General features: G+C 35.4%; 28 protein-coding genes, 2 tRNA genes and 1 pseudogene. 19 read left to right on the top strand and 12 right to left on the bottom strand.

From position 1 onward, the window contains the following. Nucleotides 1-22: 22 nt before the first annotated feature. Complete coding sequence (locus tag ABEA36_RS04865; protein WP_345489377.1) at nucleotides 23-262, bottom strand: zinc ribbon domain-containing protein; 240 nt, start codon at nucleotides 260-262, stop codon at nucleotides 23-25. A gap of 177 nt (nucleotides 263-439) precedes the next feature. Between ABEA36_RS04865 and ABEA36_RS04870 the strand changes: the two genes are divergently transcribed. Continuing rightward, a complete protein-coding gene (locus ABEA36_RS04870) occupies nucleotides 440-778 on the top strand; it encodes a zinc ribbon domain-containing protein YjdM (RefSeq protein WP_345489379.1) in 339 nt (112 codons plus the stop codon). Between the two features lie 35 nt (nucleotides 779-813). On the opposite strand, the gene ABEA36_RS04875 is transcribed toward ABEA36_RS04870, so the two are convergent. Then, the gene (locus ABEA36_RS04875; protein ID WP_345489381.1) at nucleotides 814-1,080 is read right to left on the bottom strand and encodes a DUF1289 domain-containing protein; all 267 of its coding nucleotides are present in this window, start codon (nucleotides 1,078-1,080) and stop codon (nucleotides 814-816) included. Between the two features lie 156 nt (nucleotides 1,081-1,236). Between ABEA36_RS04875 and ABEA36_RS04880 the strand changes: the two genes are divergently transcribed. Further along, nucleotides 1,237-1,740: a GNAT family N-acetyltransferase gene (locus ABEA36_RS04880; protein WP_345489383.1), complete on the top strand. Its 504-nt coding sequence runs from the start codon at nucleotides 1,237-1,239 to the stop codon at nucleotides 1,738-1,740. Nucleotides 1,741-1,797: 57 nt separating this feature from the next. Here the strand turns inward: ABEA36_RS04880 and erpA are convergent, their stop codons facing one another. Beyond that, nucleotides 1,798-2,136, bottom strand: coding sequence for an iron-sulfur cluster insertion protein ErpA (erpA, locus tag ABEA36_RS04885; RefSeq protein WP_345489385.1), 339 nt, complete (start codon nucleotides 2,134-2,136; stop codon nucleotides 1,798-1,800). A 199-nt stretch (nucleotides 2,137-2,335) separates the two neighbouring features. On the opposite strand from erpA, the gene hemL reads away from it, so the two are divergent. Together hemL and bcp are read left to right on the top strand one after the other, a co-directional pair. Further along, on the top strand, nucleotides 2,336-3,619 hold the full coding sequence (hemL, locus tag ABEA36_RS04890) for a glutamate-1-semialdehyde 2,1-aminomutase (protein WP_345489388.1): 1,284 nt from the start codon (nucleotides 2,336-2,338) through the stop codon (nucleotides 3,617-3,619). Between the two features lie 30 nt (nucleotides 3,620-3,649). Beyond that, on the top strand, nucleotides 3,650-4,117 hold the full coding sequence (gene bcp / locus ABEA36_RS04895; RefSeq protein ID WP_345490867.1) for a thioredoxin-dependent thiol peroxidase: 468 nt from the start codon (nucleotides 3,650-3,652) through the stop codon (nucleotides 4,115-4,117). A gap of 61 nt (nucleotides 4,118-4,178) precedes the next feature. Here the strand turns inward: bcp and ABEA36_RS04900 are convergent, their stop codons facing one another. The 5 genes from ABEA36_RS04900 to ABEA36_RS04920 all read right to left on the bottom strand — a co-directional run bounded on the left by ABEA36_RS04900 (nucleotide 4,179) and on the right by ABEA36_RS04920 (nucleotide 9,429). Continuing rightward, entirely contained in the window at nucleotides 4,179-5,255 is a 1,077-nt protein-coding gene (locus tag ABEA36_RS04900; RefSeq protein ID WP_345489390.1) for an AI-2E family transporter, read from the bottom strand. Between the two features lie 68 nt (nucleotides 5,256-5,323). Continuing rightward, nucleotides 5,324-6,031: a YoaK family protein gene (locus ABEA36_RS04905; protein WP_345489392.1), complete on the bottom strand. Its 708-nt coding sequence runs from the start codon at nucleotides 6,029-6,031 to the stop codon at nucleotides 5,324-5,326. Nucleotides 6,032-6,172: 141 nt separating this feature from the next. Beyond that, complete coding sequence (locus ABEA36_RS04910) at nucleotides 6,173-6,547, bottom strand: YbaN family protein (RefSeq protein WP_345489395.1); 375 nt, start codon at nucleotides 6,545-6,547, stop codon at nucleotides 6,173-6,175. Nucleotides 6,548-6,558: 11 nt separating this feature from the next. Then, complete coding sequence (gene surE / locus ABEA36_RS04915) at nucleotides 6,559-7,335, bottom strand: 5'/3'-nucleotidase SurE (RefSeq protein WP_345489398.1); 777 nt, start codon at nucleotides 7,333-7,335, stop codon at nucleotides 6,559-6,561. A 108-nt stretch (nucleotides 7,336-7,443) separates the two neighbouring features. Continuing rightward, a complete protein-coding gene (locus ABEA36_RS04920; RefSeq protein ID WP_345489400.1) occupies nucleotides 7,444-9,429 on the bottom strand; it encodes a BCCT family transporter in 1,986 nt (661 codons plus the stop codon). Nucleotides 9,430-9,794: 365 nt separating this feature from the next. Here ABEA36_RS04920 and ABEA36_RS04925 point away from each other — a divergent pair, with 365 nt between their 5' ends. The 15 genes and pseudogenes from ABEA36_RS04925 to ABEA36_RS04995 all read left to right on the top strand — a co-directional run bounded on the left by ABEA36_RS04925 (nucleotide 9,795) and on the right by ABEA36_RS04995 (nucleotide 21,405). Beyond that, entirely contained in the window at nucleotides 9,795-10,355 is a 561-nt protein-coding gene (locus ABEA36_RS04925; RefSeq protein ID WP_345489402.1) for an anthranilate synthase component II, read from the top strand. Between the two features lie 8 nt (nucleotides 10,356-10,363). Further along, nucleotides 10,364-12,103 carry an aminodeoxychorismate synthase component I gene (pabB, locus tag ABEA36_RS04930; protein WP_345489404.1) on the top strand — a complete coding sequence of 580 codons (1,740 nt, stop codon included), beginning with the start codon at nucleotides 10,364-10,366 and terminating at the stop codon, nucleotides 12,101-12,103. 530 nt (nucleotides 12,104-12,633) lie between these two features. Further along, complete coding sequence (locus tag ABEA36_RS04935; RefSeq protein ID WP_345489406.1) at nucleotides 12,634-13,086, top strand: CidA/LrgA family protein; 453 nt, start codon at nucleotides 12,634-12,636, stop codon at nucleotides 13,084-13,086. Continuing rightward, nucleotides 13,083-13,772, top strand: a complete 690-nt coding sequence (locus ABEA36_RS04940) for a CidB/LrgB family autolysis modulator (RefSeq protein ID WP_345489408.1) — start codon at nucleotides 13,083-13,085, stop codon at nucleotides 13,770-13,772. The genes ABEA36_RS04935 and ABEA36_RS04940 overlap by 4 nt, the downstream gene beginning before the upstream one ends. 22 nt (nucleotides 13,773-13,794) lie before the next feature. After that, nucleotides 13,795-14,415: pseudogene (locus ABEA36_RS04945) on the top strand (ElyC/SanA/YdcF family protein); the annotation flags it as partial. A gap of 143 nt (nucleotides 14,416-14,558) precedes the next feature. Then, nucleotides 14,559-15,287 (top strand): arginine ABC transporter ATP-binding protein ArtP, encoded by a 729-nt coding sequence (artP, locus tag ABEA36_RS04950; protein WP_345489410.1) that lies wholly within the window; start codon nucleotides 14,559-14,561, stop codon nucleotides 15,285-15,287. Between the two features lie 19 nt (nucleotides 15,288-15,306). Then, a complete protein-coding gene (locus ABEA36_RS04955; RefSeq protein WP_345489412.1) occupies nucleotides 15,307-16,038 on the top strand; it encodes a lysine/arginine/ornithine ABC transporter substrate-binding protein in 732 nt (243 codons plus the stop codon). 97 nt (nucleotides 16,039-16,135) lie between these two features. Then, on the top strand, nucleotides 16,136-16,885 hold the full coding sequence (gene artQ / locus ABEA36_RS04960) for an arginine ABC transporter permease ArtQ (protein ID WP_345490869.1): 750 nt from the start codon (nucleotides 16,136-16,138) through the stop codon (nucleotides 16,883-16,885). A gap of 23 nt (nucleotides 16,886-16,908) precedes the next feature. Next, nucleotides 16,909-17,583: an arginine ABC transporter permease ArtM gene (gene artM / locus ABEA36_RS04965; RefSeq protein WP_425571891.1), complete on the top strand. Its 675-nt coding sequence runs from the start codon at nucleotides 16,909-16,911 to the stop codon at nucleotides 17,581-17,583. 28 nt (nucleotides 17,584-17,611) lie between these two features. After that, on the top strand, nucleotides 17,612-19,453 hold the full coding sequence (gene uvrC / locus ABEA36_RS04970; protein WP_345489416.1) for an excinuclease ABC subunit UvrC: 1,842 nt from the start codon (nucleotides 17,612-17,614) through the stop codon (nucleotides 19,451-19,453). Between the two features lie 115 nt (nucleotides 19,454-19,568). Beyond that, nucleotides 19,569-20,123 carry a CDP-diacylglycerol--glycerol-3-phosphate 3-phosphatidyltransferase gene (gene pgsA, locus ABEA36_RS04975; protein WP_345489425.1) on the top strand — a complete coding sequence of 185 codons (555 nt, stop codon included), beginning with the start codon at nucleotides 19,569-19,571 and terminating at the stop codon, nucleotides 20,121-20,123. Nucleotides 20,124-20,222: 99 nt separating this feature from the next. After that, nucleotides 20,223-20,310 (top strand) — tRNA-Leu (locus ABEA36_RS04980). Between the two features lie 23 nt (nucleotides 20,311-20,333). Beyond that, nucleotides 20,334-20,409 (top strand) — tRNA-Gly (locus tag ABEA36_RS04985). 196 nt (nucleotides 20,410-20,605) lie between these two features. Next, nucleotides 20,606-20,911, top strand: a complete 306-nt coding sequence (locus ABEA36_RS04990; RefSeq protein WP_345489427.1) for a nucleotide excision repair endonuclease — start codon at nucleotides 20,606-20,608, stop codon at nucleotides 20,909-20,911. A 20-nt stretch (nucleotides 20,912-20,931) separates the two neighbouring features. After that, entirely contained in the window at nucleotides 20,932-21,405 is a 474-nt protein-coding gene (locus tag ABEA36_RS04995) for a hypothetical protein (protein ID WP_345489429.1), read from the top strand. Between the two features lie 157 nt (nucleotides 21,406-21,562). Here the strand turns inward: ABEA36_RS04995 and ABEA36_RS05000 are convergent, their stop codons facing one another. The 4 genes from ABEA36_RS05000 to ABEA36_RS05015 form a co-directional block, all read right to left on the bottom strand. Continuing rightward, nucleotides 21,563-21,733: a hypothetical protein gene (locus ABEA36_RS05000; protein ID WP_345489431.1), complete on the bottom strand. Its 171-nt coding sequence runs from the start codon at nucleotides 21,731-21,733 to the stop codon at nucleotides 21,563-21,565. Beyond that, nucleotides 21,721-22,191 carry an FMN-dependent NADH-azoreductase gene (locus tag ABEA36_RS05005; RefSeq protein WP_345489433.1) on the bottom strand — a complete coding sequence of 157 codons (471 nt, stop codon included), beginning with the start codon at nucleotides 22,189-22,191 and terminating at the stop codon, nucleotides 21,721-21,723. The genes ABEA36_RS05000 and ABEA36_RS05005 overlap by 13 nt, the downstream gene beginning before the upstream one ends. An 86-nt stretch (nucleotides 22,192-22,277) precedes the next feature. Continuing rightward, complete coding sequence (locus ABEA36_RS05010; protein ID WP_345489435.1) at nucleotides 22,278-22,784, bottom strand: RrF2 family transcriptional regulator; 507 nt, start codon at nucleotides 22,782-22,784, stop codon at nucleotides 22,278-22,280. A 168-nt stretch (nucleotides 22,785-22,952) separates the two neighbouring features. After that, nucleotides 22,953-23,660, bottom strand: coding sequence for a 4'-phosphopantetheinyl transferase family protein (locus ABEA36_RS05015; protein ID WP_345489437.1), 708 nt, complete (start codon nucleotides 23,658-23,660; stop codon nucleotides 22,953-22,955). Nucleotides 23,661-23,679 lie beyond the last annotated feature (19 nt).

Below are 23,679 nucleotides of genomic sequence, written 5' to 3' on the forward strand. Positions count from 1 at the left end.
GTCAATGTAAAAAATCATCTCACTATTTTTGTTTCCAAGCAGGGAGTTTTTTTAAAATAACATAGGCAGTATGTTTGGCAATTGCACAATCCATATCATGGGATTGCATATAGCGCAGTGTTAAGCTGGCTAATTTCTCATCAAAGGTTTTCATGGTACCATCTTTATTTGCACAGTGTTTGCAATAATTTTTAGAAATATCATACAATGGATAATCAGCGATTTGTGTCATAGGCATACCACAAGCAATACACATTTTCATATTTAAACCCACACTAAAAATACGTGAATAAATAAATCCTACTCCAGCGACACAGACTTTTCAATACCGATATTATTTTAAGTGATATACGCTCTATCAGCATTAGCATGACTTTTTAGTGTTTTTTTGCTATACTTTGTAATGATATTTATCAATACAACAGGAATAATTAAAACAATGCAATCAATCCCTAACTGCCCGCTTTGCCAATCAGAACATACTTATCATGATGGCTCACTTTTTGTTTGTCCAGAATGTGCTCATGAGTGGGACGAAAGTGACCAATCAGAATCAAGTAGTGACAATTTAATCGTTAAAGATAGCAATGGTAATTTGCTTGCAGATGGTGATGATATTATTTTGATTAAAGATCTTAAACTAAAAGGTTCATCGAGTGTTTTGAAAAAAGGCGCAAAAGCGAAAGGCATTCGTCTCGTTGAAGGTGATCATGAAATTGATTGTAAAATTGACGGCATAAAAATTATGCTAAAAGCGTGTTTTGTCAAAAAAGCTTAAATAAATTAATTCAATGCTGAGTACTTTGCTCAGCATTAAAAAAGGTCCAATTGTTCTTTATCATCAACGAGCTTTATAGATGCGTTTTGTTTAAGTTGTTGTTGATATTGATAATAGCGTTTTCTTAATGAGCGCTGGCGACATAATCTTAATACCTCTTGTTTTTGAGTGTTGGAAAATGTTAGCCAACCAAATCGTTCATCACGCGAACGAAAACAGGTTGAACAATAACCTTGTTGATCTGTTTCACAGACCCGCTTACAGGGGCTTGGCAACTCAAAAATTTCAATTTGGTCAATCATAATATTCACAAAAAACAAACTGATTTTGTTGTTATTATATCCTTAAATACACAAATTTCATGAGGATTTATTACAAATAATTTGGATAGCCTATTCCAAACTTTTAACAATACGATCATAATAATCTTTTCTTTATGTAACATAAGCGATTTCAATATGAATAGTGCTATTAGCTTTGCTGATGCCAAGCTCACCGATTTACCCTTTATTGTTGAAGTTTATAATCAAACTATCGCCAGTCGAATGGTGACAGCTGATTTACAACCGATCGATACTGACAGTCGTATCAATTGGCTAAATGCTCATAACCAAACAACACGGCCGCTTTGGATTATTAAGTATCACGGGAAGGATTGCGGGTGGATTAGTCTATCAACATTTTATGGCCGTGCCGCCTATGATAAAACTGTCGAAATGAGTGTGTATATTGCACTCGATTTTCGCGCTAAAAAAATTGGTCAATACAGTATAGAAAAAATTCAGCAGCATGCTCGCCAACATGGTATCGAAACAGTATTAAGTTATATTTTTAGGCACAATAACCCGAGCATTCACTTATTTACTAAATTAGGTTATCAGCAATGGGGAATGTTACCTGAAGTGGCGGAACTCGATGGTGTTAAACGAGATTTAGTGATTTTAGGTAAAAAATTATTTTAATAAAATTGCTTAAAGTGGATGCTAGCAGGTTTTATCTGCTAGCAATAAATCATGACGTTAAACACTGAAAGAAGAACCACAGCCACACGTGGTTGTAGCATTTGGGTTATTAACCACAAAACGTGAACCTTGTAGGCCTTCAACATAATCAATCACGCCACCGACGAGATACTGTAAGCTCATTGGGTCAACAACTAATGCCACACCATTTTTTTCGATCATAAGATCATCTTCATTGGTTTTTTCATCAAATGTAAAACCATATTGAAAACCACTACAACCACCACCCGTGATATAAACTCGTAGTTTTAGGTTTGCATTTTCTTCTTCTTCTACTAATGACTTAACTTTATTTGCGGCTGCATCAGTAAATACTAACGGTAATGCATCACTCATTGCTCTCTCCTGCTATCCTTTGTATAAGATGTCTGACATAACAAAGAAATATTAATAATGAACTATTATATTACAATTCATATAAGGACTAAATATTAAATTACAAATAAAACCAATCAATAAAATTGCTTATCAATAAACTTGAATTTCAATTAATTTTATGAATAAATACACACTTTATGTTGAACGGGAATCCGTAATGAATAAATCGCAGTCTCTTTATGAACAAGCTAATTTAGTTATGCCTGGTGGTGTTAACTCCCCCGTACGCGCTTTTAATGGGGTTGGTGGTACACCATTATTTATTGAAAAAGCTAATGGTGCTTATATCTATGATGCCGATGGTAAAGCTTATATTGACTATGTCGGTTCATGGGGACCTATGATTTTAGGTCATAACAACCCTGACATTGCCGATGCAGTATGTAAAGCAGTTCGTAATGGTTTAAGCTTTGGTGCGCCAACCGAAATTGAAGTTAAATTAGCTAATTTAGTCACCAGTATCATGCCTTCAATTGAAATGTTGCGAATGGTTAACTCAGGGACTGAAGCAACAATGAGTGCCATTCGTGTGGCTCGTGGTTTTACAGGACGTGATAAAATCATTAAATTTGAGGGCTGCTATCATGGGCATGCTGATTATTTATTAGTTAAAGCAGGTTCAGGTGCTTTAACATTCGGCCATCCTACTTCACCAGGTGTACCTTCAGATTTTGTTAAACACACTTTAGTCTGTGACTATAATAATCTTGATTCTGTTAAAAAGAGCTTTGAACAATACCCTGATCAAATTGCTGCAATTATTGTTGAGCCGGTTGCAGGTAATATGAACTGTGTTCCAGCTAAACAGTCATTTTTACAAGGTTTACGTGATTTATGTGATCAGTATGGTACGCTACTTATTATTGATGAAGTCATGACGGGTTTTCGTGTCGCATTGGGCGGTGCACAAGACTATTATAACGTTACACCGGATTTAACTTGTCTAGGTAAAGTAATTGGTGGCGGTATGCCTGTTGGTGCATTCGGTGGTCGAGCTGATATTATGCAACAATTGGCACCAACTGGCCCCATTTATCAAGCTGGCACACTGTCAGGAAATCCCATTGCCATGACCGCAGGCTATACCGCACTGAATTTATTAAACGATGTTGGCATCTATCAACAACTCGATAGTTTGACAACACAATTATGTAACGGCCTTTCAGATGTTGCTAAACGAAATAATGTCCCAATGGTGATAAATCATGTTGGCGCAATGTTTGGATTATTTTTTACAACTGGAGAAGAAGTCACCAGTTATCACGATGTCATGCAAAGTGATATTGAATTATTTAAAAAATTCTATCATTATATGCTCTCGCAAGGCATCTACTTTGCACCATCTGCTTTCGAAGCAGGATTTATGTCACTTGCACATAGCGATGAAGAGATTAATCATACCATCGATGCTGCAAACCGCTTTTTTAAAACACTTAAATAGCTATAATTTTGTATAGGTGATAATGATATGATTAACCCACTTAAAGCAGGTGAAAAAGCCCCACTATTTTCACTTCCTGACCAAGATGGTGAAGAAATTAGTTCTAAAGACTTTAAAGATCAGCGAGTCTTAATTTATTTTTACCCAAAAGCAATGACACCAGGCTGTACCGTTCAAGCTTGCAACTTACGTGATAATTTTGAGGATTTCAAAAAGTATAACGTTGCTATTATTGGTATCAGCACAGATAAACCAGAAAAACTATCTCGCTTTGCTGAAAAAGAATTGCTCAACTTTACACTGTTGTCTGATGAAACCCATGAAGTTGCACAAGCATTTGGTGTGTGGGGTCAAAAAGAATTTATGGGTAAAACCTATGATGGAATTCACCGTATTAGCTTTTTAATTGGCAAAGATGGTAACATTGAACATGTATTTGATGATTTCAAAACCAGTAACCACCATGAAGTGGTTTTGGACTATTTAAAGCATCACTAATGCTTATTTAAAGATAATAAAAAAGCGCTATTTAGCGCTTTTTTTATGAGACTTGAACCTGTTAACTTGATTGTTTGGTCAACTTTGTTGGTGGTGTTTTAGGCCATGAGTTGATGATTGCCTTTACCAGTGTCGCTAAAGGAATTGCAAAAAAGACCCCCCAAAAACCCCATAACCCACCAAAAATCAATACAGCTAAAATAATCACAATTGGGTGAAGATTCAGTTTTTCAGAATACAGTAATGGTACTGTAACATTACCATCAAGCATCTGCACCACAATATAGGCTGCAACAAGAAAACCAAACTCAGCACTTAAGCCCCACTGGAATAACGCAACTAGAATGACTGGTATCGTTGAAATGATAATACCCACATAAGGAATAATAACAGAAAGACCTACAATAAACGCTAGTAATAACGCGTAATCTAAACCTAAAAACCAAAATGGAATATACATAACGATAAACAAGATAATAATATGTAGAACGTTACCGACAATGTAATTGCCAATTTGCTGATCCATTTCTGTCGCGACTTTATTTAAAACACGTCGGTTGCGTGGTAATGCTTTAGAGCAATAATTCCAGATTTTTTCTTTATCTTTTAATAAAAAAAACATCATTATCGGTACTAATACCGCATTAACAATAACTGACAGTAAACTAAATAAAGACACAATTGAAAACTGTAAGAGTGAATTCCCTGTTTGTGCAACTCGGTCTTTAATGCTTTGAATAACCGAATCAAACAATCCAACATCGATTAGCTCGGGGTATTTTTGTGGTAAAGTCGTTAAAAATTCATTTAAAAAAGTTAACATTGCTGGAATGTTTCTGACTAAACTCACCCCTTGTTGCCATATAAGTGGTAATAAAATCACGACGCTAAGTAATACAATTGAAATAAAAATGAGTAATACCATAATGACAGATAAGGTTCTAGGTATCCCTTTATTACTTAGATATTTCACTGGCGTATCAAGCAAATAAGACAATACAATAGCAATAAAAACAGGTAATAAAATTTTATTAAAAAAGTAGATAATGATAAACAATGACACAATAACGATCATTAACGATGCCGCATTTGGGTCGCTAAATCGTCGACGATACCAATCCATAAATATTTTTAACATCGAGCACCTACTTTAATATCAAATACATTAAATGACTTATATCTTAAATTAATAATAATTATTCGTCTCTATTTTTTAATAACATCAGCAAGTTGCTGCTGTTTGCGTCGAATATGAACAATATCTTTAATCATCAATAATAATAAGATAAAAAAGAGCAAACAGCATATTAAGACCGACAACTTGCCCCACCAGTCAACAAAAATAGCACCGACTGCTGCCCCAATACAGAAAAATAAAATGATCGCTAAATAACGTAAACTTTGTACTAACGACTCACTATCTTTAGCGGATATAGCAACAAACAACAATCCCATTGCTGAACGTAGATTGCCCGTACACATTGTACTGGTGTAAGGTGCACCACATATTTTCTTAAAACTGCCAATTTGAATTGAGCACATAAATGATATAGCGGCAGTGACAATCACCTGCGGGATTCCATCTGGTAAAAAGGCAATAATAAAGAGGATAACAATTTCGGTAATTAATACCCAAATATAAAAACTACCACTTAAATATTTTAATAAACACTCCGTCATCAAAATACCAAATGAAAAAGCAATAATAGGGATCAAGTAATGTACAAAATGAACATAATCACCATTAATTAACGTGATGCCAAGTAGCACCATATTGCCGGTTTGTGCATTGGCAAATACCCCACCGTAGCATAGAAAGGAATAAGCATCTAAAAAACCACCAACAATGGCCAAAAGGAGACCGATTTCTAACTTTTCATGCAGAGGTGAGTTTTTATCCGTTAAGTGAATCATCGTGTTTTGAGAGCAATAAGTAAATTAAGCGGGCTATTATACGCTGATTAATATGAGACTCAATTGAAGTTATGTGGTTTTTATATAGTAATTGAGTTTCGTTATTTTATTGTCATAACATGTAATTATAGTGTAAAAAACTTAGCGGGATTTAGTTGGTTTTCTGATGAAATAGAAATATCCACCAATAATGTGGGCGATAAAGACGATAATTAAAATAATTCGAACATGCAATGAATCAATTAAAATAAAAGGAATAGATAGCATAATAAATACTGCTAACAACATTTTGGCTAATTGTTTAGGGGTTACCTTTTTTTCAACCAATGTCTGATGGATATATTTTTGATAGTATTTTGAATTGACTAAATAACGATGTAATCTTTCAGAGCTATTAAACCATAAATATCCCGTCAACAAATAAAACGGCACGGTGGGTAATAATGGTAAAAATATCCCAACCGTACCTAAAAAAAACGATAAAAAACCTAATACAATAAATAGCGTTTTTTTCATATTGTAATCAGTTACTTAAACTGTTCAAGCAATTGCTGATACACATTAGCATCCGTTCGCTCATAAGATAATGGTGTAATCGCAACATAGTTAAGATTCGTTGCATCAAGTTCCTTATTCGGATTATGGGTATCATGTCCATGGGCAGCTCTAAACCAAAAGTAATCATTGTTTTCAGGATCTTTAACTGGAGTAATAGTTAATCCATCAACATCTGGCTCACCTTGAACTGTAATTTTAATCCCTTTTACATCATCTTCATCACAATTTGGAAAGTTAACATTCATACAAATATGATTAGGCCATTGTGTATTCAATAATTTTTCAATAACACGATACGTATAATGCTTAGCACTACGCCAATTTGTGACACCACTTCCCTCTGCAGTCACTTGGCTAAATGCGATTGACCTAACTCCCATCACCATCGCCATCATTGCACCACCCACGGTACCAGACAGTACGGTTTCAAACCCTAAATTAGACCCATTATTAATCCCAGATAAAACCAAATCAGGAAGATTATCACGCATAACATAACGTAGCGCAAATGCAGCACAATCAGCTGGCGTACCATATACGGCATATTCATGCTCAGAACGTTTAGCAATTCTAAACGGTGTTTTTAGACTAATTGCACAAGATACACCACTTTGATCAATTACTGGAGCCACGACCCAAACTTCATGGGCAATATCATGAGCAACCTCTTTAAGAAGTGCAATACCGGGGGCATCAATACCATCATCATTGATTAATAGAACACGATTTACTAATTTCTTAGTCATAAATATCCTTACTTATACTGTTAGATTTCGATTGTTTATTATAAGAGTAGATGAGCAACTAATCTATACCTATACAGTAGTCAATTGCATGCTCATCATTCAGTCATTTTATTCGCGTATCATATGTAAATAATGTAAATAGGTTTCATATTGGTCCAATATATCGGCAATAACATCTTCTTTGCTCCACCCCATAATATCGTAATCCTGCCCCCCTTCAAGCAAGTAGACATCAGCTCGAAAATACATTAACCCCTCTTGACTATCGTTATTATCGTCATCAATTCCTCGGGTAACAACTTCCGGTAATGGGTAAGGTTTCGGTTTTACACCATAACTAAAATAGACTTTATCCTCATGAATTAAATCTAATTGAATTGAACCTTCATTCTCAGCCCAGACAACGTTTGCATTATAACCTTGTTTCGATAGCTCCTCTGCAATTTCATCACATGCAGGCTTCACGACATCAGCAATAAATCGAATGACATGACTACGTCGTGTAAACATCGTCAAATTTCGTAAACGACGTTGCCATCCTCCCGCACTGCGAGGAGCGGGTCTTGAAAAATTAAGAGATTGTTTTTGTAGCTCTTTTTTAGTTGAGTCTAAAAATAGAGCTCTGATTAAGCCCCACATTGCTATCAACAGCGTGATAGCAAAAGGTAATGCACTGACAATACTGGCAGTCTGTAAGGCTTGTAATCCGTTGCTATACATCAAGGCTATAGTGACAACGGCAACAACAAAAACCCAAAATAGACTTTGCCATACAGGTGTATCGGTTTTACCATTAGAGGCAAACATATCGATAACCATTGATGAACTGTCTGCTGAGGTTATAAAAAATAGGAAAATCATGAAAACAGCAAAAAAGCTCACAATCGACGAGAACGGAAAATGCTCTAAAAATGCAAATAATGCCATGGTATAATCAGAACGCACCATATCCGCTAATTGTTGTGCGTTATTATATAAAATGAGGTGTAATGCAGTATCACCAAATACGGTCATCCAAAGTAAGGTAAATAACGCCGGAACAAACATTGCCCCCGCGATAAACTCACGAATCGTTCTACCTCGTGAGATTCTGGCGATGAAGGATCCAACAAATGGAGACCACGAAAGCCACCAAGCCCAATAAAATATCGTCCAATTCCCAACCCAGTCATTTGACTCATAAGCATATAAATTAAATGTACGGCTCACCAGTTCAGAAATATACCCGCCCAGATTTTGCATAAATGTCTGTAAAATAAATAATGTTGGGCCTAGAATTAGAATAAAGAGTAATAATACGATGGCAAAAATCATGTTCAGCTCAGACAAGCGTTTAATACCTTTGTCCATACCGCTAAATACCGAACATCCGACCAAAATCATCACCACAATAATGAGTAATGTTTGAATATCAATGCCAATCGGTAATCCATACAGATAATTTAAACCAGCATTGATCTGTTGTACCCCCATGCCCAATGTTGTTGATACCCCTATAATGGTCCCCAACACAGCAAATATATCAACAGCATGTCCCCAACCGCCATAAATCCGCTCACCGATTAATGGATATAGCGCTGAACGTAACGTTAACGGTAAATTTTGGCGGAAAGCAAAATAAGCAAGAATAACCGCCACTAGCGCATAAATTGCCCATGCGCTCAGCCCCCAATGGAAAAAAACTAACTTCATCGATTCTTTCGCCGCCGCTAACGTTTCAGGTTGAGCATCTGGTGGTACCAGATAATGCATTACGGGTTCAGCCACGCCCCAGAACATCAAGCCAATCCCCATACCCGCGGCAAACAGCATCGATAACCAAGATAGATTGCTATATTCAGGTTTACTGTGATCAGGTCCAAGTTTGATGTCACCATAACGGCTAAAAAACAGAAATACCGCGGTCACTAGAATGATAGCGACGGTCAAAATATAAAACCAACCAAAGTTTGTATTGATCCACTCTTTCGTTTCAGACATTTGGTATTGTGCTTGTTCTCTAAAAAGTGATACATAAGCGACCATAATGATGAGAATAATTAAGGAACCAAAAAATACATACGGGTTATATTCTTTTCGAAAAACACGATTCATAATAAAACAGATCCTTTTATTGATTTTATCGTAATAAATATCACGCAATCTTTTGCTCAAACAGTAAGAACATAATGAAAAAATGAGTTTTATATTAAAAGTAATGATACGGTTATGCAAATTAAAAACACTGATAAATTAAAATGTTATAACTTATCAAAAATGGTTTTGTTATTAAAGATTACAAATGGTAAGCGGCTTACTCAATCAATAATACGCTATGTTTCGAGCTATTCGTCTCTCTCTCAATACAAAACAATTGATTGAAAAAACTTTGTTTTTGACTAATATGAATGGCTTTTTATGCTAGCAATAAGTTAGTGATATACCATGATCTTGATGTGGTTTTAAAAGGTTGATAAATAATGATACTGTTAATTGATAATTATGACTCTTTTACATTTAATATTTATGATTATATTTGCCGTACTCATCAGAATGTGACGATTGTTAAAAATGATCAAGTCACGATTGAACAATTAAAATCTTTAAATATTCAAAAAATTGTCATTTCACCTGGACCGGGTAATCCAGATCAAGCAGGTATTTCACTATCGGTTGTAAAAACATTTTGCCATGACATCCCGATTTTAGGTATTTGTTTAGGTCATCAAATTATTGCACAGCATTTTGGTTACACTGTCACTAAAGCTCCCCAGCCAATGCATGGTAAAATTGACACCATTTATCACGATAACCAAGGTGTTTTTAGGAATCTAAAAAATCCTTTAGCTGTCGTGCGTTACCATTCACTGATCGTAAAAGAACAGTCGAACGGTCCATTAGTCATTTCAGCTAAAAATAAAGACGGACTGATTATGGCATTAAGGCATCAACATTTACCAATTGAATCGGTGCAATTTCATCCTGAAGCGATTAAAACAGAAAGTGGCCTACAAATTATCACCAACTTTGTTAATCAGTGAGCTTAAATATGTACATACGAATTGATTTTGAAGGTCATTGTCAGATATTTCAGCACCCAGTTAAGGTCTTTTTAGCAAAAAGGCTTGATCAAATTCAGACACAGATTGATAGTATTGAAGCCTATGTGAATCAAGGCTATTACGCAGTAGGTTACTTGGCTTATGAAAGTGCTGCTGCCTTTAATTCATTTAATTTTACCAAGCCAGCTCAAAATAACCAATTACCGTTATTGCTGATTGGTATTTTTGAAAATTATACAACAGTGGATAATCGAGAAAATAATCAGCAATTTGATAAACTTGAATTAACGAGTAATACAACCTTAGATGAATATAACCAAAATATTAATTATATTAAACAACAGATTGAGTTAGGTAATACTTATCAAACCAACTATACCATTGCGTTTAATGCACCGTTTAAAGGTGATTCAATGGCATTTTATCACTTTTTACAACAGCATAATCATGCTAATTACTGTGCCTACATTCGGTATGAAATGATCAATATCTTATCCATTTCACCAGAGCTTTTTTTCAAAATAGACGAGCATGGTGTTATTACCACGAAACCAATGAAAGGAACTGCCGCACGAGGAGTGAATAACCAAGATGATGTGATAAAGCGGAACAGCTTATTTTCAGAAAAAAATCAGGCTGAAAACATGATGATTGTAGATTTACTCAGAAATGATCTCAGCCGTATATCTGAACCAGGCAGTGTTTGTGTGACTGAATTATTTACCGCAGAAAAATACCCTACTGTGTGGCAATTAACGTCAACCATTCAAGGGAAAATAAAACCAAACACCCCGCTTTTTAATATTTTTCAGGCGCTTTTCCCTTGTGGCTCAATTACGGGTGCCCCTAAAGCAAGCACAATGAAAATAATTGCGAATATTGAATCGGCACCCCGCGAAGTGTATTGTGGAACAATTGGTGTCATTGAGCCGTTTATGCATAAAGCCATATTTAATATTCCAATTCGCACTCTGACCATTCACGACGGACAAGCCTCTTATGGTGTGGGAGGTGGGATTACATGGGACTCCACTCAACAGGGAGAATATAACGAAATTCTTGAAAAGACGGCAATTTTAAATTCGACGCGATCATTGCCAAATTATCTTCTTGAATCATTATTACTTACTGATGGTGAGTTATTTTTACTTGAAGAGCATCTCAAACGATTACAAAATACAGCTATCTATTTTGATTACCCAATTGAAATAACAGAGATACAAAACCAGCTTGGTCAACTCTCTCATCAATATCAACATGGCAGCTATAAAGTTCGCTTATGTTTAATGAAAACAGGACTGTTTACCATTGAAGTCACACCAATCACTCATTTGATGTCAATTGATGCGCTGTCATTAGCGCCAAAATGTGTTAATAGTCAAAACATTTACCTTTATCATAAAACCGCTCACCGTGATCACTTACCGCAAATACAAGTGGGTGAAGAGCGCTTAATATATAATGAAAAAAATCAACTAACCGAATTCGTTAATGGTAATATCGTATTGTTAATTAATAATCAATGGCTTACGCCGACGTTAACATCAGGTTTACTCCCCGGCATTATGCGTCAATATTATATAAATCAGGGTCTAATCAGTGAGTCCTCATTAATGTTAAATGATATTATGAAAGCTGATAAAATCGCCTTTATCAATAGCGTAAGAAAATGGGTTAATATCAAACCCGAATTATTAGCTAATTTAAAAACAATGTTGAGTAATTAACAAATATCTTTGTTATTTTTTGCTCAAAATGAATAATCAGATCGACCTTATTTTGTATAAATAATGTCATTATTATTATAACAAAGTGAGGTTGATATGTTTATTAGCCGGTTTGGTATCGGTATGATGTGTTTTATCGATTGTAGTTATGTAGTTATGTGATTATAGTTTCCTCTGCTCCCTATCATGAATCTTATTTATCAGACTCAATCACTTTTTAATATCCGGTATCATCATTTATTTTCATGGTAAGCAGAGGAATACATTTAAAGCCTATTATTGAGATCAACTTATCATGCGTAACAAATCAAACTCAATTTCAAAAGATTATACATCATAACCATAAACACAATTTGATACTCATTGAGTCTATTCAAATTATTTTATTTGTGATCGGTATTAACTTCGGTACTATTGCGATTAATCATTAAATTCTCCCTAATTTTTTACCTGAGGTTTTTGCACATTTTTGGATAAAGGCGTATCATGACGATCTCAAAAACTTGTTTTTATTGATAACCGAATCCGTCATGAAACACTTTTTAGCGCGGCACGCTACAATTCGCCATCGTTTATATTCGCTTTACTATACGCTTTTTAGCTACGGACGTAGTTTTCTGATTTTGTTTATCTGTCTTTGGTTTGGTAATTTAATTTCCCTATTATTACCAATCACCATTCCTGGTAGCATCATTGGATTACTCGTACTTTTCTTTTTACTTGCTTTTCAGCTAATTCCAACGAGTTGGGTACGTAATGGGTGTAATTTATTTATGCGTTACATGACCATCTTATTTATTCCTGCCGCGATGGGAATAATGGATAATTATGTGTATTTGATCCACAGTTGGGCGCCAATTCTCATTGGCAGTGTCACGAGTACTTTTGTGGTCATGATATTTATCGGCTGGTTAACCCAACATTTACATTCACGTTCATTACCAGCAGTAAGTGATGATGTGAGCAAAGGGGAACAATCATGATTTGGATGTTACCCTTGACTGTTGTCATTTTCCTCCTGATCCGCAAACTGGCAATTAAAATTAAAAGCACGCTATTTAATCCACTAGTGATTTCCGTGATCGTTTTAATCCCGATTTTATTGCTAACAAATACATCTTATAACGAGTACTTTTATAATGTACGATGGATTCATGAATTGCTACCCTATTCAGTCGTTGCGTTAGCCTACCCACTGTATGAGTTGATTCCACAGATAAAATCACGTTGGAAGTCAATCATGTTCATTACGTTTATTGCGACACTATCGTCAATGATTTCCGGTGTTTGTATCGCATTTTGGTTAGGTGGTAATATTGAAATTGCCGCGTCTATTTTACCGAAATCAGTAACAACAGCCATCGCTGTCACGATAGCCGAAAATCAAGGTGGAGTGCCATCAATTGCTGCACTGTGTGTGATTTTAGTCGGTACTTTAGGGGCTATTTTAGGTCATCAATTACTTAATTTATTTAAAATACGATCAGCAGCAGCTAGAGGACTCGCAATCGGTTCTGTCTCACATGCCGTAGGTACAGCAAGATGTATTGAAGTCGATTACCATGAAGGTGCTTATAGCTCATTAGCATTAGTTTTATGTGGAATCATGACATCATTGACAGCACCTTTTTTATTCCCAATAATGGTCCTTATTCATAACGTGTTCTAATGGTACTTTGATGATAAAGAAAATATCAAAATTTATATTTTGTGCACTGATTTTTATCATCGCCATGATTTTTTCATTAGACTATTGGATTAGTTTAAAAACTGAACCTGATATATATAACGATTATGATACACTGCCCTACAATACTGTGGGCGTCGTTCTTGGCACCTCAAAATATATTAAAGGCGGAGGGATCAATGCCTTTTATAAAAACCGTATAGAGGGTGCAATTGACCTTTATTGGCTAGGAAAAGTCGATTATCTCTTATTAAGTGGTGACAATGCCCTAATGAGCTATAACGAACCCATCACGATGAAACGAGACTTACTCAAAGCAGGAATCCCCGAAACAGCAATTGTGCTTGATTACGCGGGTTTTAGAACGCTAGACTCAATTGTTAGAGCTAACAAAGTGTTTGATGTTAACCAATTTACAATTATAACTCAAGAATTTCATTGTGAACGCGCATTGTTTATTGCTCAATATCAAGGTATTGATGCCAAGTGTTTTGCTGTCCCTACTCCAGATAATATACACATGGTGAGAATACGTGAAATGTTTGCACGACTGGGTGCTTTTGTCGATTTGTATATTTTGAATAAAGAGCCAAAATATTTAGGGCCGATGTTACCGATTATTGCTGACAACCAAAATAACGATAAAATCGATAAATAGTTAGTTTGCTTATGCCTTAAACACAATAATCTCATAAATTAGATTGCATTTTTATGCAACAAAATATAATATTTAGTCAGTTTAAATTTTATTATTATATTAGTTAGCTTATGAACATTGAGTTAAACCATATTAATTGTTTTTATGGTTCACATCAGGCTTTATGCGACATCTCATTTTGTTACCCACTGGGTGAAACAATTGTGTTGCTTGGACCTAGTGGAGCAGGCAAAAGCTCCTTACTAAAAGTATTTAATCTACTTGAGGTCCCATCCTCTGGCAGTATGAAAATTGCAAATTTGGATTTTCAATTTACAACAAAACCGACTGAAGAAAAAGTTAAGCAACTTAGAACAAATGTTGGTATGGTATTTCAAAACTATAATCTTTGGCCACATTTGACGGTACTTGAGAATTTGATCGAAGCACCTTGTCAGGTATTAAAAATGCCTAAAGAACAAGCAGTAGATAAAGCTCATAAGATTTTATTAAGGTTACAACTTGATACGATGAGTAATCGTTACCCACTCCATTTATCTGGTGGGCAACAACAACGCGTAGCTATTGCTAGAGCACTAATGATGGAACCTCAAATATTGTTATTTGATGAACCCACTGCAGCATTAGATCCCGAAATTACTTCACAAGTTGCCGAAATCATTAATGAGTTGTCAGCAACAGGGATAACTCAAATTATTGTAACGCATGAAGTCGACTTTGCAAAAAAAGTTGCTTCACAAGTGATTTATCTTGAAAAAGGAAAAATCATTGAACAAGGTGATGCAAGTTGTTTTGAACAACCTAAGTCACCACAATTACAAATGTATTTATCTCATTAATATCCCAAAAGGTGAAATTATGAAAAACGTATTTATTGCTGCAACACTTGCTAGTTTGGCGTTTACTGCAACAGCCAAAGATATCACCTTTGGTATGGAGGCAACTTATGCGCCATTTGAATTCTATAATGAGCAAAACCAACTTGTTGGCTTTGATGTTGATATCGCCAATACGATTTGTGAAAATCTACAATATACATGCAAATTCACTAATCAATCATTTGATAGTTTGATTCCGAGTTTAAAAACGCGTCGTATTGATGCCACAATTTCAGGTATTGATATTACACCTGAACGTAGTGAACAAGTCGACTTCACCCAATCTTACTATGATAATTCTGCTGAATTTATTATCAAGAAAGATAGTTTTAAATCAATTGATGACCTTAACGGTAAACGTGTTGGTATTCAAAACGGAACCACCCATCAAAAATATTTGATGGATAAATTCCCTCAAATTGAAGTGGTTAGCTATGATAGTTATCAGTATGCCGTACTTGATCTTAAAGCAGACCGTATTGATGCAATCTTTAGTGATGCCGCTGTTGCAGACGAATGGTTAGTAAAAGAATCTACCTTAGTACAGCTTGGTGATAAAGTTGTTGATCCAGAATATTTCGGTACTGGTTTAGGAATTGCCGTTCGTAAAGGCAATACTGACTTATTAGATCAATTTAATCAAGCATTAAGCAAAATGAAAACCGATGGTAGCTATGATGCCATTTATAAAAAATGGTTTGATAAAAAATAATTTAACCTAAGTTTGCTTTATGATATGCCGCGTAATAGCGGCTATTTTCTTTTTAATATTATGACAAAAACAGATAAATTGAATTATGTTTGACTGGTTGAATTATTTTTTTCCGCTATTGGATGCAACAAAAACAACGTTGCTTATTGCCATCACCTCACTCGTGATTGGCTTAATCTTGGCATTTCTATTTACCGTGCTTGAATCCTGGCGATTTAAACCTGTCGCATGGCTTATTTCCATCATTGTCATTGTTATCCGAGCATTACCCGAAATACTTGTTGTTATCGCTATTTATAACGGTATTCCTTTATTACTGATTTTCCTTGCTGATGAAGTCCTTGGTGGTGGGCTAGATTTATCTATTCCACTCGGTTTTACCGACCTTAATTTTCATTTAGAGATCACCAATTTTGATGTCAGTCCAATTTTATGCGGTATCATTGCCCTATCATTACTTTACGCAGCTTACGCATCACAGACGCTACGCGGCGCATTTAAGGCCATTCCAATTGGTCAAAAACAGGCTGCTGAAGTACTGGGTTTAAGTAAGTCTCGAACCTTATTTCATATTATCATTCCACAAATTTGGCGTCATGCGTTACCTGGACTTGGTAATCAATGGTTAGTGTTACTCAAAGATACGGCATTAGTTTCACTGATCACCGTTAATGATGTAATGATGCAAACTCGTAGCATTATTGCCAACACACGTGAACCCTTTACCTGGTATTTAATCGCAGCAGTTATCTATCTGATTATTTCTTTAATTAGTCAACGGGTTTTGAGTGTACTCGAAGCGCGTACGCTTTATTTTGAAAATAAATCCACCGTGACTGAGAAATAAGGAGTATACATATGTCAGATAAAATTTTTTATTATTTCTCGGTATTAATACAAGGCTTACCTGTCACTTTATCATTGAGTCTAGCCGGAATTATTAGTGCTTGTTTGATCGCGGTTCTCCTTGCTGTATTATTAACGTCAAACAAATGGTTTATGACAAAACTGATTAAAGGCTATATTATTTTATTTACTGGGACACCGCTTTTGGTTCAGTTATTTATTATTTATTATGGTCCAGCCCAGTTTTCTTTTATTAGCAAACATCTACCGATACTTTGGCAATTGCTGTCACAACCATGGTTTTGTGCTTACCTGGCTTTAACGCTAAATAGTGCTGCCTACACGACCCAAATATTTTCCGGTGCGCTAAAAGCTGTACCACAAGGTCAATGGCAGGCTTGTGTCGCTCTTGGTATGAATAGAATGCAGACTTTAAGAGTGATTTTACCGTATGCATTAAAACGGGCATTATCCACCTATTCTAATGAAGTCATCTTTGTTGTAAAAGGTACCGCTCTAACAACAACGATTACCTTAATGGATGTAATGGGATATAACCAGTTATTAAATGGCCGATATTATGAATTTTCAATTTTTATTGCAACTGGTTGTATTTACCTCTTGATAAATGGGTTATTAAGCATCATTATGAGATTAATAGAGAAACGTGCTCTTCGATTTGAGAACGTTAATAATTAATAGCATTTTGCAATGTGACCGCTTTTTTATGAAACATGAGAGTTTTGATTCAACCACATTTTTAAAAACAGTCCCACATAAACCCGGTATTTATCAGATGTTTAATGATAAGAATATCATCATTTATGTGGGTAAAGCGAAAGATCTTAATAACCGTCTTAAAAGTTACTTCAACAGTAGTAAAAAAACGCTCAAAACAGACATTTTAGTGAGTCAAATTACGCATGTCGAATTCACCCTCACTAACACAGAAACGGAAGCATTACTGCTTGAGCAAACCTACATCAAAAAATATCAGCCTCGATACAATGTGTTGCTCAAAGATGATAAAAGTTATCCGTTCATCAAAATTAGCAAAGAAAAGCACCCGCAGCTTTCACTTTACCGTGGATCCATTAATAGAAAACAAGATGAGTTCTTTGGCCCCTACCCGAGCTCTTATGCGGTCAAACAAATATTGCATTTATTGCAAAAAACATTTCCAATTCGTCAGTGTACTGATGCTGTTTATAAAAACAGAACCCGACCTTGTTTACAGTATCAGATTAAACGTTGTTTAGGCCCTTGCGTTACCGGACTCGTTAGTGATGAGGATTATAATGAACAAGTTAATTACGTCCGATTATTTTTAAGGGGTCAATCTGACGACATCGTCAGCATCATTACGGAAGATATGCAAAAGGCCAGTGCTGAACTTAATTTCGAAAAAGCAGCCAAATTACGGGATCAAATCAGCGCAATAACACAAATAAAAGAACAGCAAGTCATCTACAATAATAACGACAATTTAGATGTCATTGGATTCCATTACCAAACTGGTATTGCATGCGTTTATATCCTATTTATCCGCAATGGTCAGACATTTGGTCATCGGGCTTATTTCCCGAAAGTCCCATCAAATACTGAACTTGAAGAAGTCATTGAAACCTTTTTAGGACAGTTTTACTTACAAGGTAATGCTAATCGCAATATTCCAAAGAAAATATTACTGAATTACTCACTCAGTGACAAAAAAGCCATGGAAGATACCTTGTCTCAACTGGCTAATCATCAGGTAAAATTAGTCGATGAGCCGAAAGGTGATAATCTTAAACTTTTAACCATTGCCATTCAAAATGCACAAAAAGAAGTCCAAAATAAACAATTACAAAGTTCAACAATAAAACAGCGTTATGATGAGTTAAAACAGTTTTTAGGTATTAATCAGCTTAATCGAATGGAATGTTTCGACATTAGCCACTTTATGGGTAAAAATACCATTGCATCATGTGTTGTATTTGATGATAAAGGGCCCGTTAAGTCTGAGTTTAGGCGTTATAATATCAGCGGTATTACCGAAGGTGATGACTATGCGGCAATGGATCAAGTCTTGACGCGGCGCTATAGCAAAAAAGAGTTACCAGAAGAAAAAATTCCTGATGTTATTTTTATTGATGGAGGGAAAGGACAACTAAACCAAGCGATCAAATTATTTGAATCATTAAATGTCAATTGGGATAAACATCACCCTATTTTAGTCGGCGTTGCAAAAGGCTCAGAACGCAAAGAAGGTCTTGAAACATTATTTTTTGAAGCACATGGCCATGGTCATTATCTCGATGCTCACTCACCGGCTTTATTGCTCATCCAACAAATACGTAATGCATCGCATGATCATGCCATCATAGGTCAACGTAATAAAAATGCCAAACAGCTTACAGATAGTTCACTTGAACATATTGAAGGTATTGGTGCCAAACGTCGTCAAGCATTACTAAAACACTTTGGTGGGCTACGTGAACTTAAAAGTGCGACTGTCGACGAAATTGCTCAAGTCCAAGGAATATCTAAATCGTTAGCTGAAAAAATCTACGATAATTTGCAACAATAATTTAATAATCATTGAAAGATCAGGGTTATTAGTGCAACATGGTAGTATAATAGTTAGTCTGCACGTTATAATTTGTCCATTTGTTTTATTTTACATTTAATATTAGAGCCTAGCCATGAAACTCAACATACCAATTTACTTAACACTGTTTAGAGTCGTTTTGATTCCTTTCTTTGTTGTCGCATTTTATTTTCCGGGTAATTGGTCTGCCTTTTTTACAGCACTGATTTTTTTAATTGCCGCCGTGACAGATTGGTTTGATGGTTTTTTAGCAAGAAAACTGGGGCAAACAACCCGTTTTGGTGCTTTCTTAGATCCCGTTGCCGATAAAATTATGGTCACAATTGCCTTAGTCCTCATTACCGAGCACTATGATGCTTGGTGGGTCACAATTCCAGCTATTATTATGATTTCACGTGAGATTATTATCTCAGCACTGCGTGAATGGATGGCGCAAATAGGTAAACGTAATAGTGTTGCAGTCTCAATTACGGGTAAAATTAAAACGGTGGCTCAAATGACGGCTTTAACTTGGCTATTGTGGCGCCCTTGCGATTTGGTCATTTATGCAGGTTTAATTGCCCTATATATCGCGGCATTTTTAACACTCTGGTCAATGTGTCAGTACCTCATGGTTGCACAAACTGATCTACTTAATGATGACGAATGATTTAAAATTAAGCAAACAAACTAGCATATGCAAAATTCTACTTGATGTAATCATCCAGAACCGTATAATGCACTGGTTTTCAGCAAATATGTTGTAAACGCCCGGGTGGTGAAATCGGTAGACACAAGGGATTTAAAATCCCTCGGCCTTTTTGGCCGTGCGAGTTCAAGTCTCGCCCCGGGCACCAATTTCAAAATGTAATATCTCAATGCGGGAATAGCTCAGTTGGTAGAGCGCAACCTTGCCAAGGTTGAGGTCGCGAGTTCGAACCTCGTTTCCCGCTCCAATTAATATAAAGTACTTACATCAAATACAGTTCTAATAATTAATCTTTTTTGATTTTTTTACTTATGCTATTGATACATATCAAATATAAATGTAATTAATAAATCGTTATCACCACTTCAAATCTGAAAATATCAGCTTATACATTGCAGATATAATTTATGTTTAATTTAAAATAAGCGATTAAGGTTAACATAATGATTCTTGATTGTTGCTATTCATTCCCCGAAGGGCCTGGTGTTTATTATTTTTATAATAAAGACAACATTTTACTTTATATTGGCAAAAGCAAAAATATTAGAAAAAGAGTGTTATCTCACTATTATCGTCCTGATGAAACTAAGCATCATGCTAATTTAATTAAGCAAACCACTCATATTGATGTTAAATGTACCGCAGGAGAGTTAGGTGCATTATTACTCGAATCTGCTGAAATAAAAAACATCAGCCCGTATTTAATAAACGCCTTAGAAAACATCAGAAATTATACTCATGGGTTCTGAATGATAATTTTATTCCCATTTTGCAACACGTTGATACCATACCTAATGATAAAATCTGTGTTGGCTTATATCCATCACAAATAAAAGCTAAACAATGGCTCTTAGATCTTATTGAAAAAAATCAATTATGCGCCAAAGTACTGGGGTTAGAATTCAATCATAGAGAATGTTGTTTTAATTATCAGTTAAGGCGTTGTAAAGGTGCATGCTGTGGTAAAGAAACACTTGAAATACATAATCATCGATTGATTCAAGCCTTTGAACAATATTCGCTGATAACTTGGCCTTGGCAATCTGCTATTGCAATTGTTGAAGAATCCCCACTTTATGAATATAAAACATACCATATTATTAATCAATGGCGCTACTTAGGTTCAGTTAATGAATTAAATCATCTTAGTATAGCGCCATTGCCGAGTTTTAGTCGTGATAGTTATCAGATATTAATCCGTTATTTGCAAAACGCAAATCCCATTATTATCGAATTAGAATAACATGTTATGATTAACTCAAAGTTTAATTCATCACCCTTGTATTGATTATCAATTGCGAATAAAAATATTGCATTAATGCATTACTTATACAGGCACAACGATTATAAAAATGGTCTTTGTGCCTGTAATATAGATATTGATTATATGATTAAACGCATCAAACCTTAAATAAATGTGATAATGCTGTTAACGCTTGCTTTGCCCTGATTAGTGCTTGTTCCCGTTCATGTTGATTAGTAAATTGTAACGGCTGAGCATCAACAAGCCACTTTTTATCAATACCCAAAAACTGACAACAAGCATTAAGTACCGGTGTCATTGCATCCATATGTTGAAAATCACCCGATCGTAAATCCGCCCCTCTTGTCGTAATAAAAACAATTTTTTATCATTTAAATTACCTTCTGTCGTCCCATCGGGTAATAGCTCATACGTTATGCCTGTACGAATAATCGTATCGAGAAACGTTTTAAACGTTGCTGGTATCGTCCAGTTATACATAGGTAAGCCACAAACAATGAGATCGGCATCCATTACCCGTTTACACATCGCATCTGAATCTTTTAAAACGGCTTTCATTTGCTCTGTTCTTTCGTTTTCAGATTTATACGTCGCCGTTACAAATTCAGCATTAAGATGTGGCTGCACATCTATCGTTAAATCTAAATAATCAATTTGCGTATCAACGCCACGTTCCTTTAATTGTTGTAAAAAAAATTGGCCTAACGCTCTTGAATTTGATTGTTCAGGTTTTTTGGAACTCGTATCAATATGTAGTATTTTCATTATTCCTCCAAACTAAGACAAAAATAGTCGGAGTTAATTTATCTGATTCATTATTTAATGGCAAGTAAAATTATTATCATGTGTTATTAGCGGTGATCTATTCGATTATCAAGCCAAGCTATAACTTGTTGTGAATAGTCATCTGGTGCTTTATCGGTCAGTTGCTGGGCTAAACTTGCGAGGGTTTGCTGAGTCAAATGTAAACGTAGCTGCTGCTCCGCATTTTGCATAACTTGATGAATCGCACACATTCCATCTGTTGACCATATTGGGGGTTCACCATTAAAAATGGCACAACGAGAGCGAATTTCTTTGCATTCAAACAGCGGTTTATAATTATCAATTGCGACAATGACATCATGAATCGTAATTTGCTCTGCTGATTTAGCCAGTGAGAAGCCCCCTTTTATACCTTCGGTTGCAATGACAATCTCAGCCTTATGCATTTTAGTAAAAATTTTTGCGAGGTATTCATAAGGAACATCTTGTAAAGCAGCTAAATCACGCACACTTGCCCCCCTTGCATTGATAGGTTCAGCGAGGTAAAGTAAACAATGTAGTGCGTATTCAACGCCAGAGCTAATAAAGGCCATATCAGTATCAGTTTTAACACTATAATTAAAAAAGTGAATTTGACGACAATTTTAGCATGTAAGTCAATAATCCTCAGTAATATTCTTTTTAACTTTATTTTACTATTCAAACATCAAATTAAAGTTATAAAGAAAACATGCTATTCAAATCTGTTACACTATATTAAATTATAATAACTTCTGTACTAAACTCTCAATATCAACAGTTTGTATGCTAGTTTGCTGTGTATCGGTCATACTCGCAATAGCAAGGCTATAATCGGTGGAAAAATCGAATAACGCGATAAACCATGAGTGATCAGCTAAATCAAGTTTTGTATGATTCTCAAAAGGTAGGGGGATTTCAAAGGAATTGGGTGCTAAATAAAACCCGCGCCCATCTGCTTTAATTATTGCTTCTTTTAGCGTCCATAATTGTATAAAATCAAGTAAACCATTTTTTATAGCATTATATTCAGTGAGTGTTAATACTTCTCGATAGTCATTGATATCAATAGGCTGTGTTTTTTCGATATCAACGCCTACTACGCCATAGGGATTGTATAAGCATACAATCCATTCACCTGAATGAGAAATATTAAAGCCCCCTTCTAATTTTTCAAGATAAGGTTTAGCATACTGATGATAGCGAATAGCCGGTAACGTATTCGTTTGATCATCATGATGTTTTTTTAAAACATAAAATAATAAAAGTTTACCTAATAGGCTACGTAACTTATCATCATCAAAACGTAACTGGCTAATTTTTTGCTGTTCTGATAACGGTATTATATTTAAGTATTTAACCAAATCCGGCCAACTTAAATCCGTTAGACGAATAGCGTAGAGGTAATTCATTGCTTTTACTCCCCTTGAATATGACGTACGTTTACTCATATAAACGTACGTCCATCTC

Origin of the sequence: Orbus sasakiae (assembly GCF_039542345.1) — a bacterium.
GTDB classification, from domain to species: Bacteria; Pseudomonadota; Gammaproteobacteria; order Enterobacterales; family Orbaceae; genus Orbus; species Orbus sasakiae.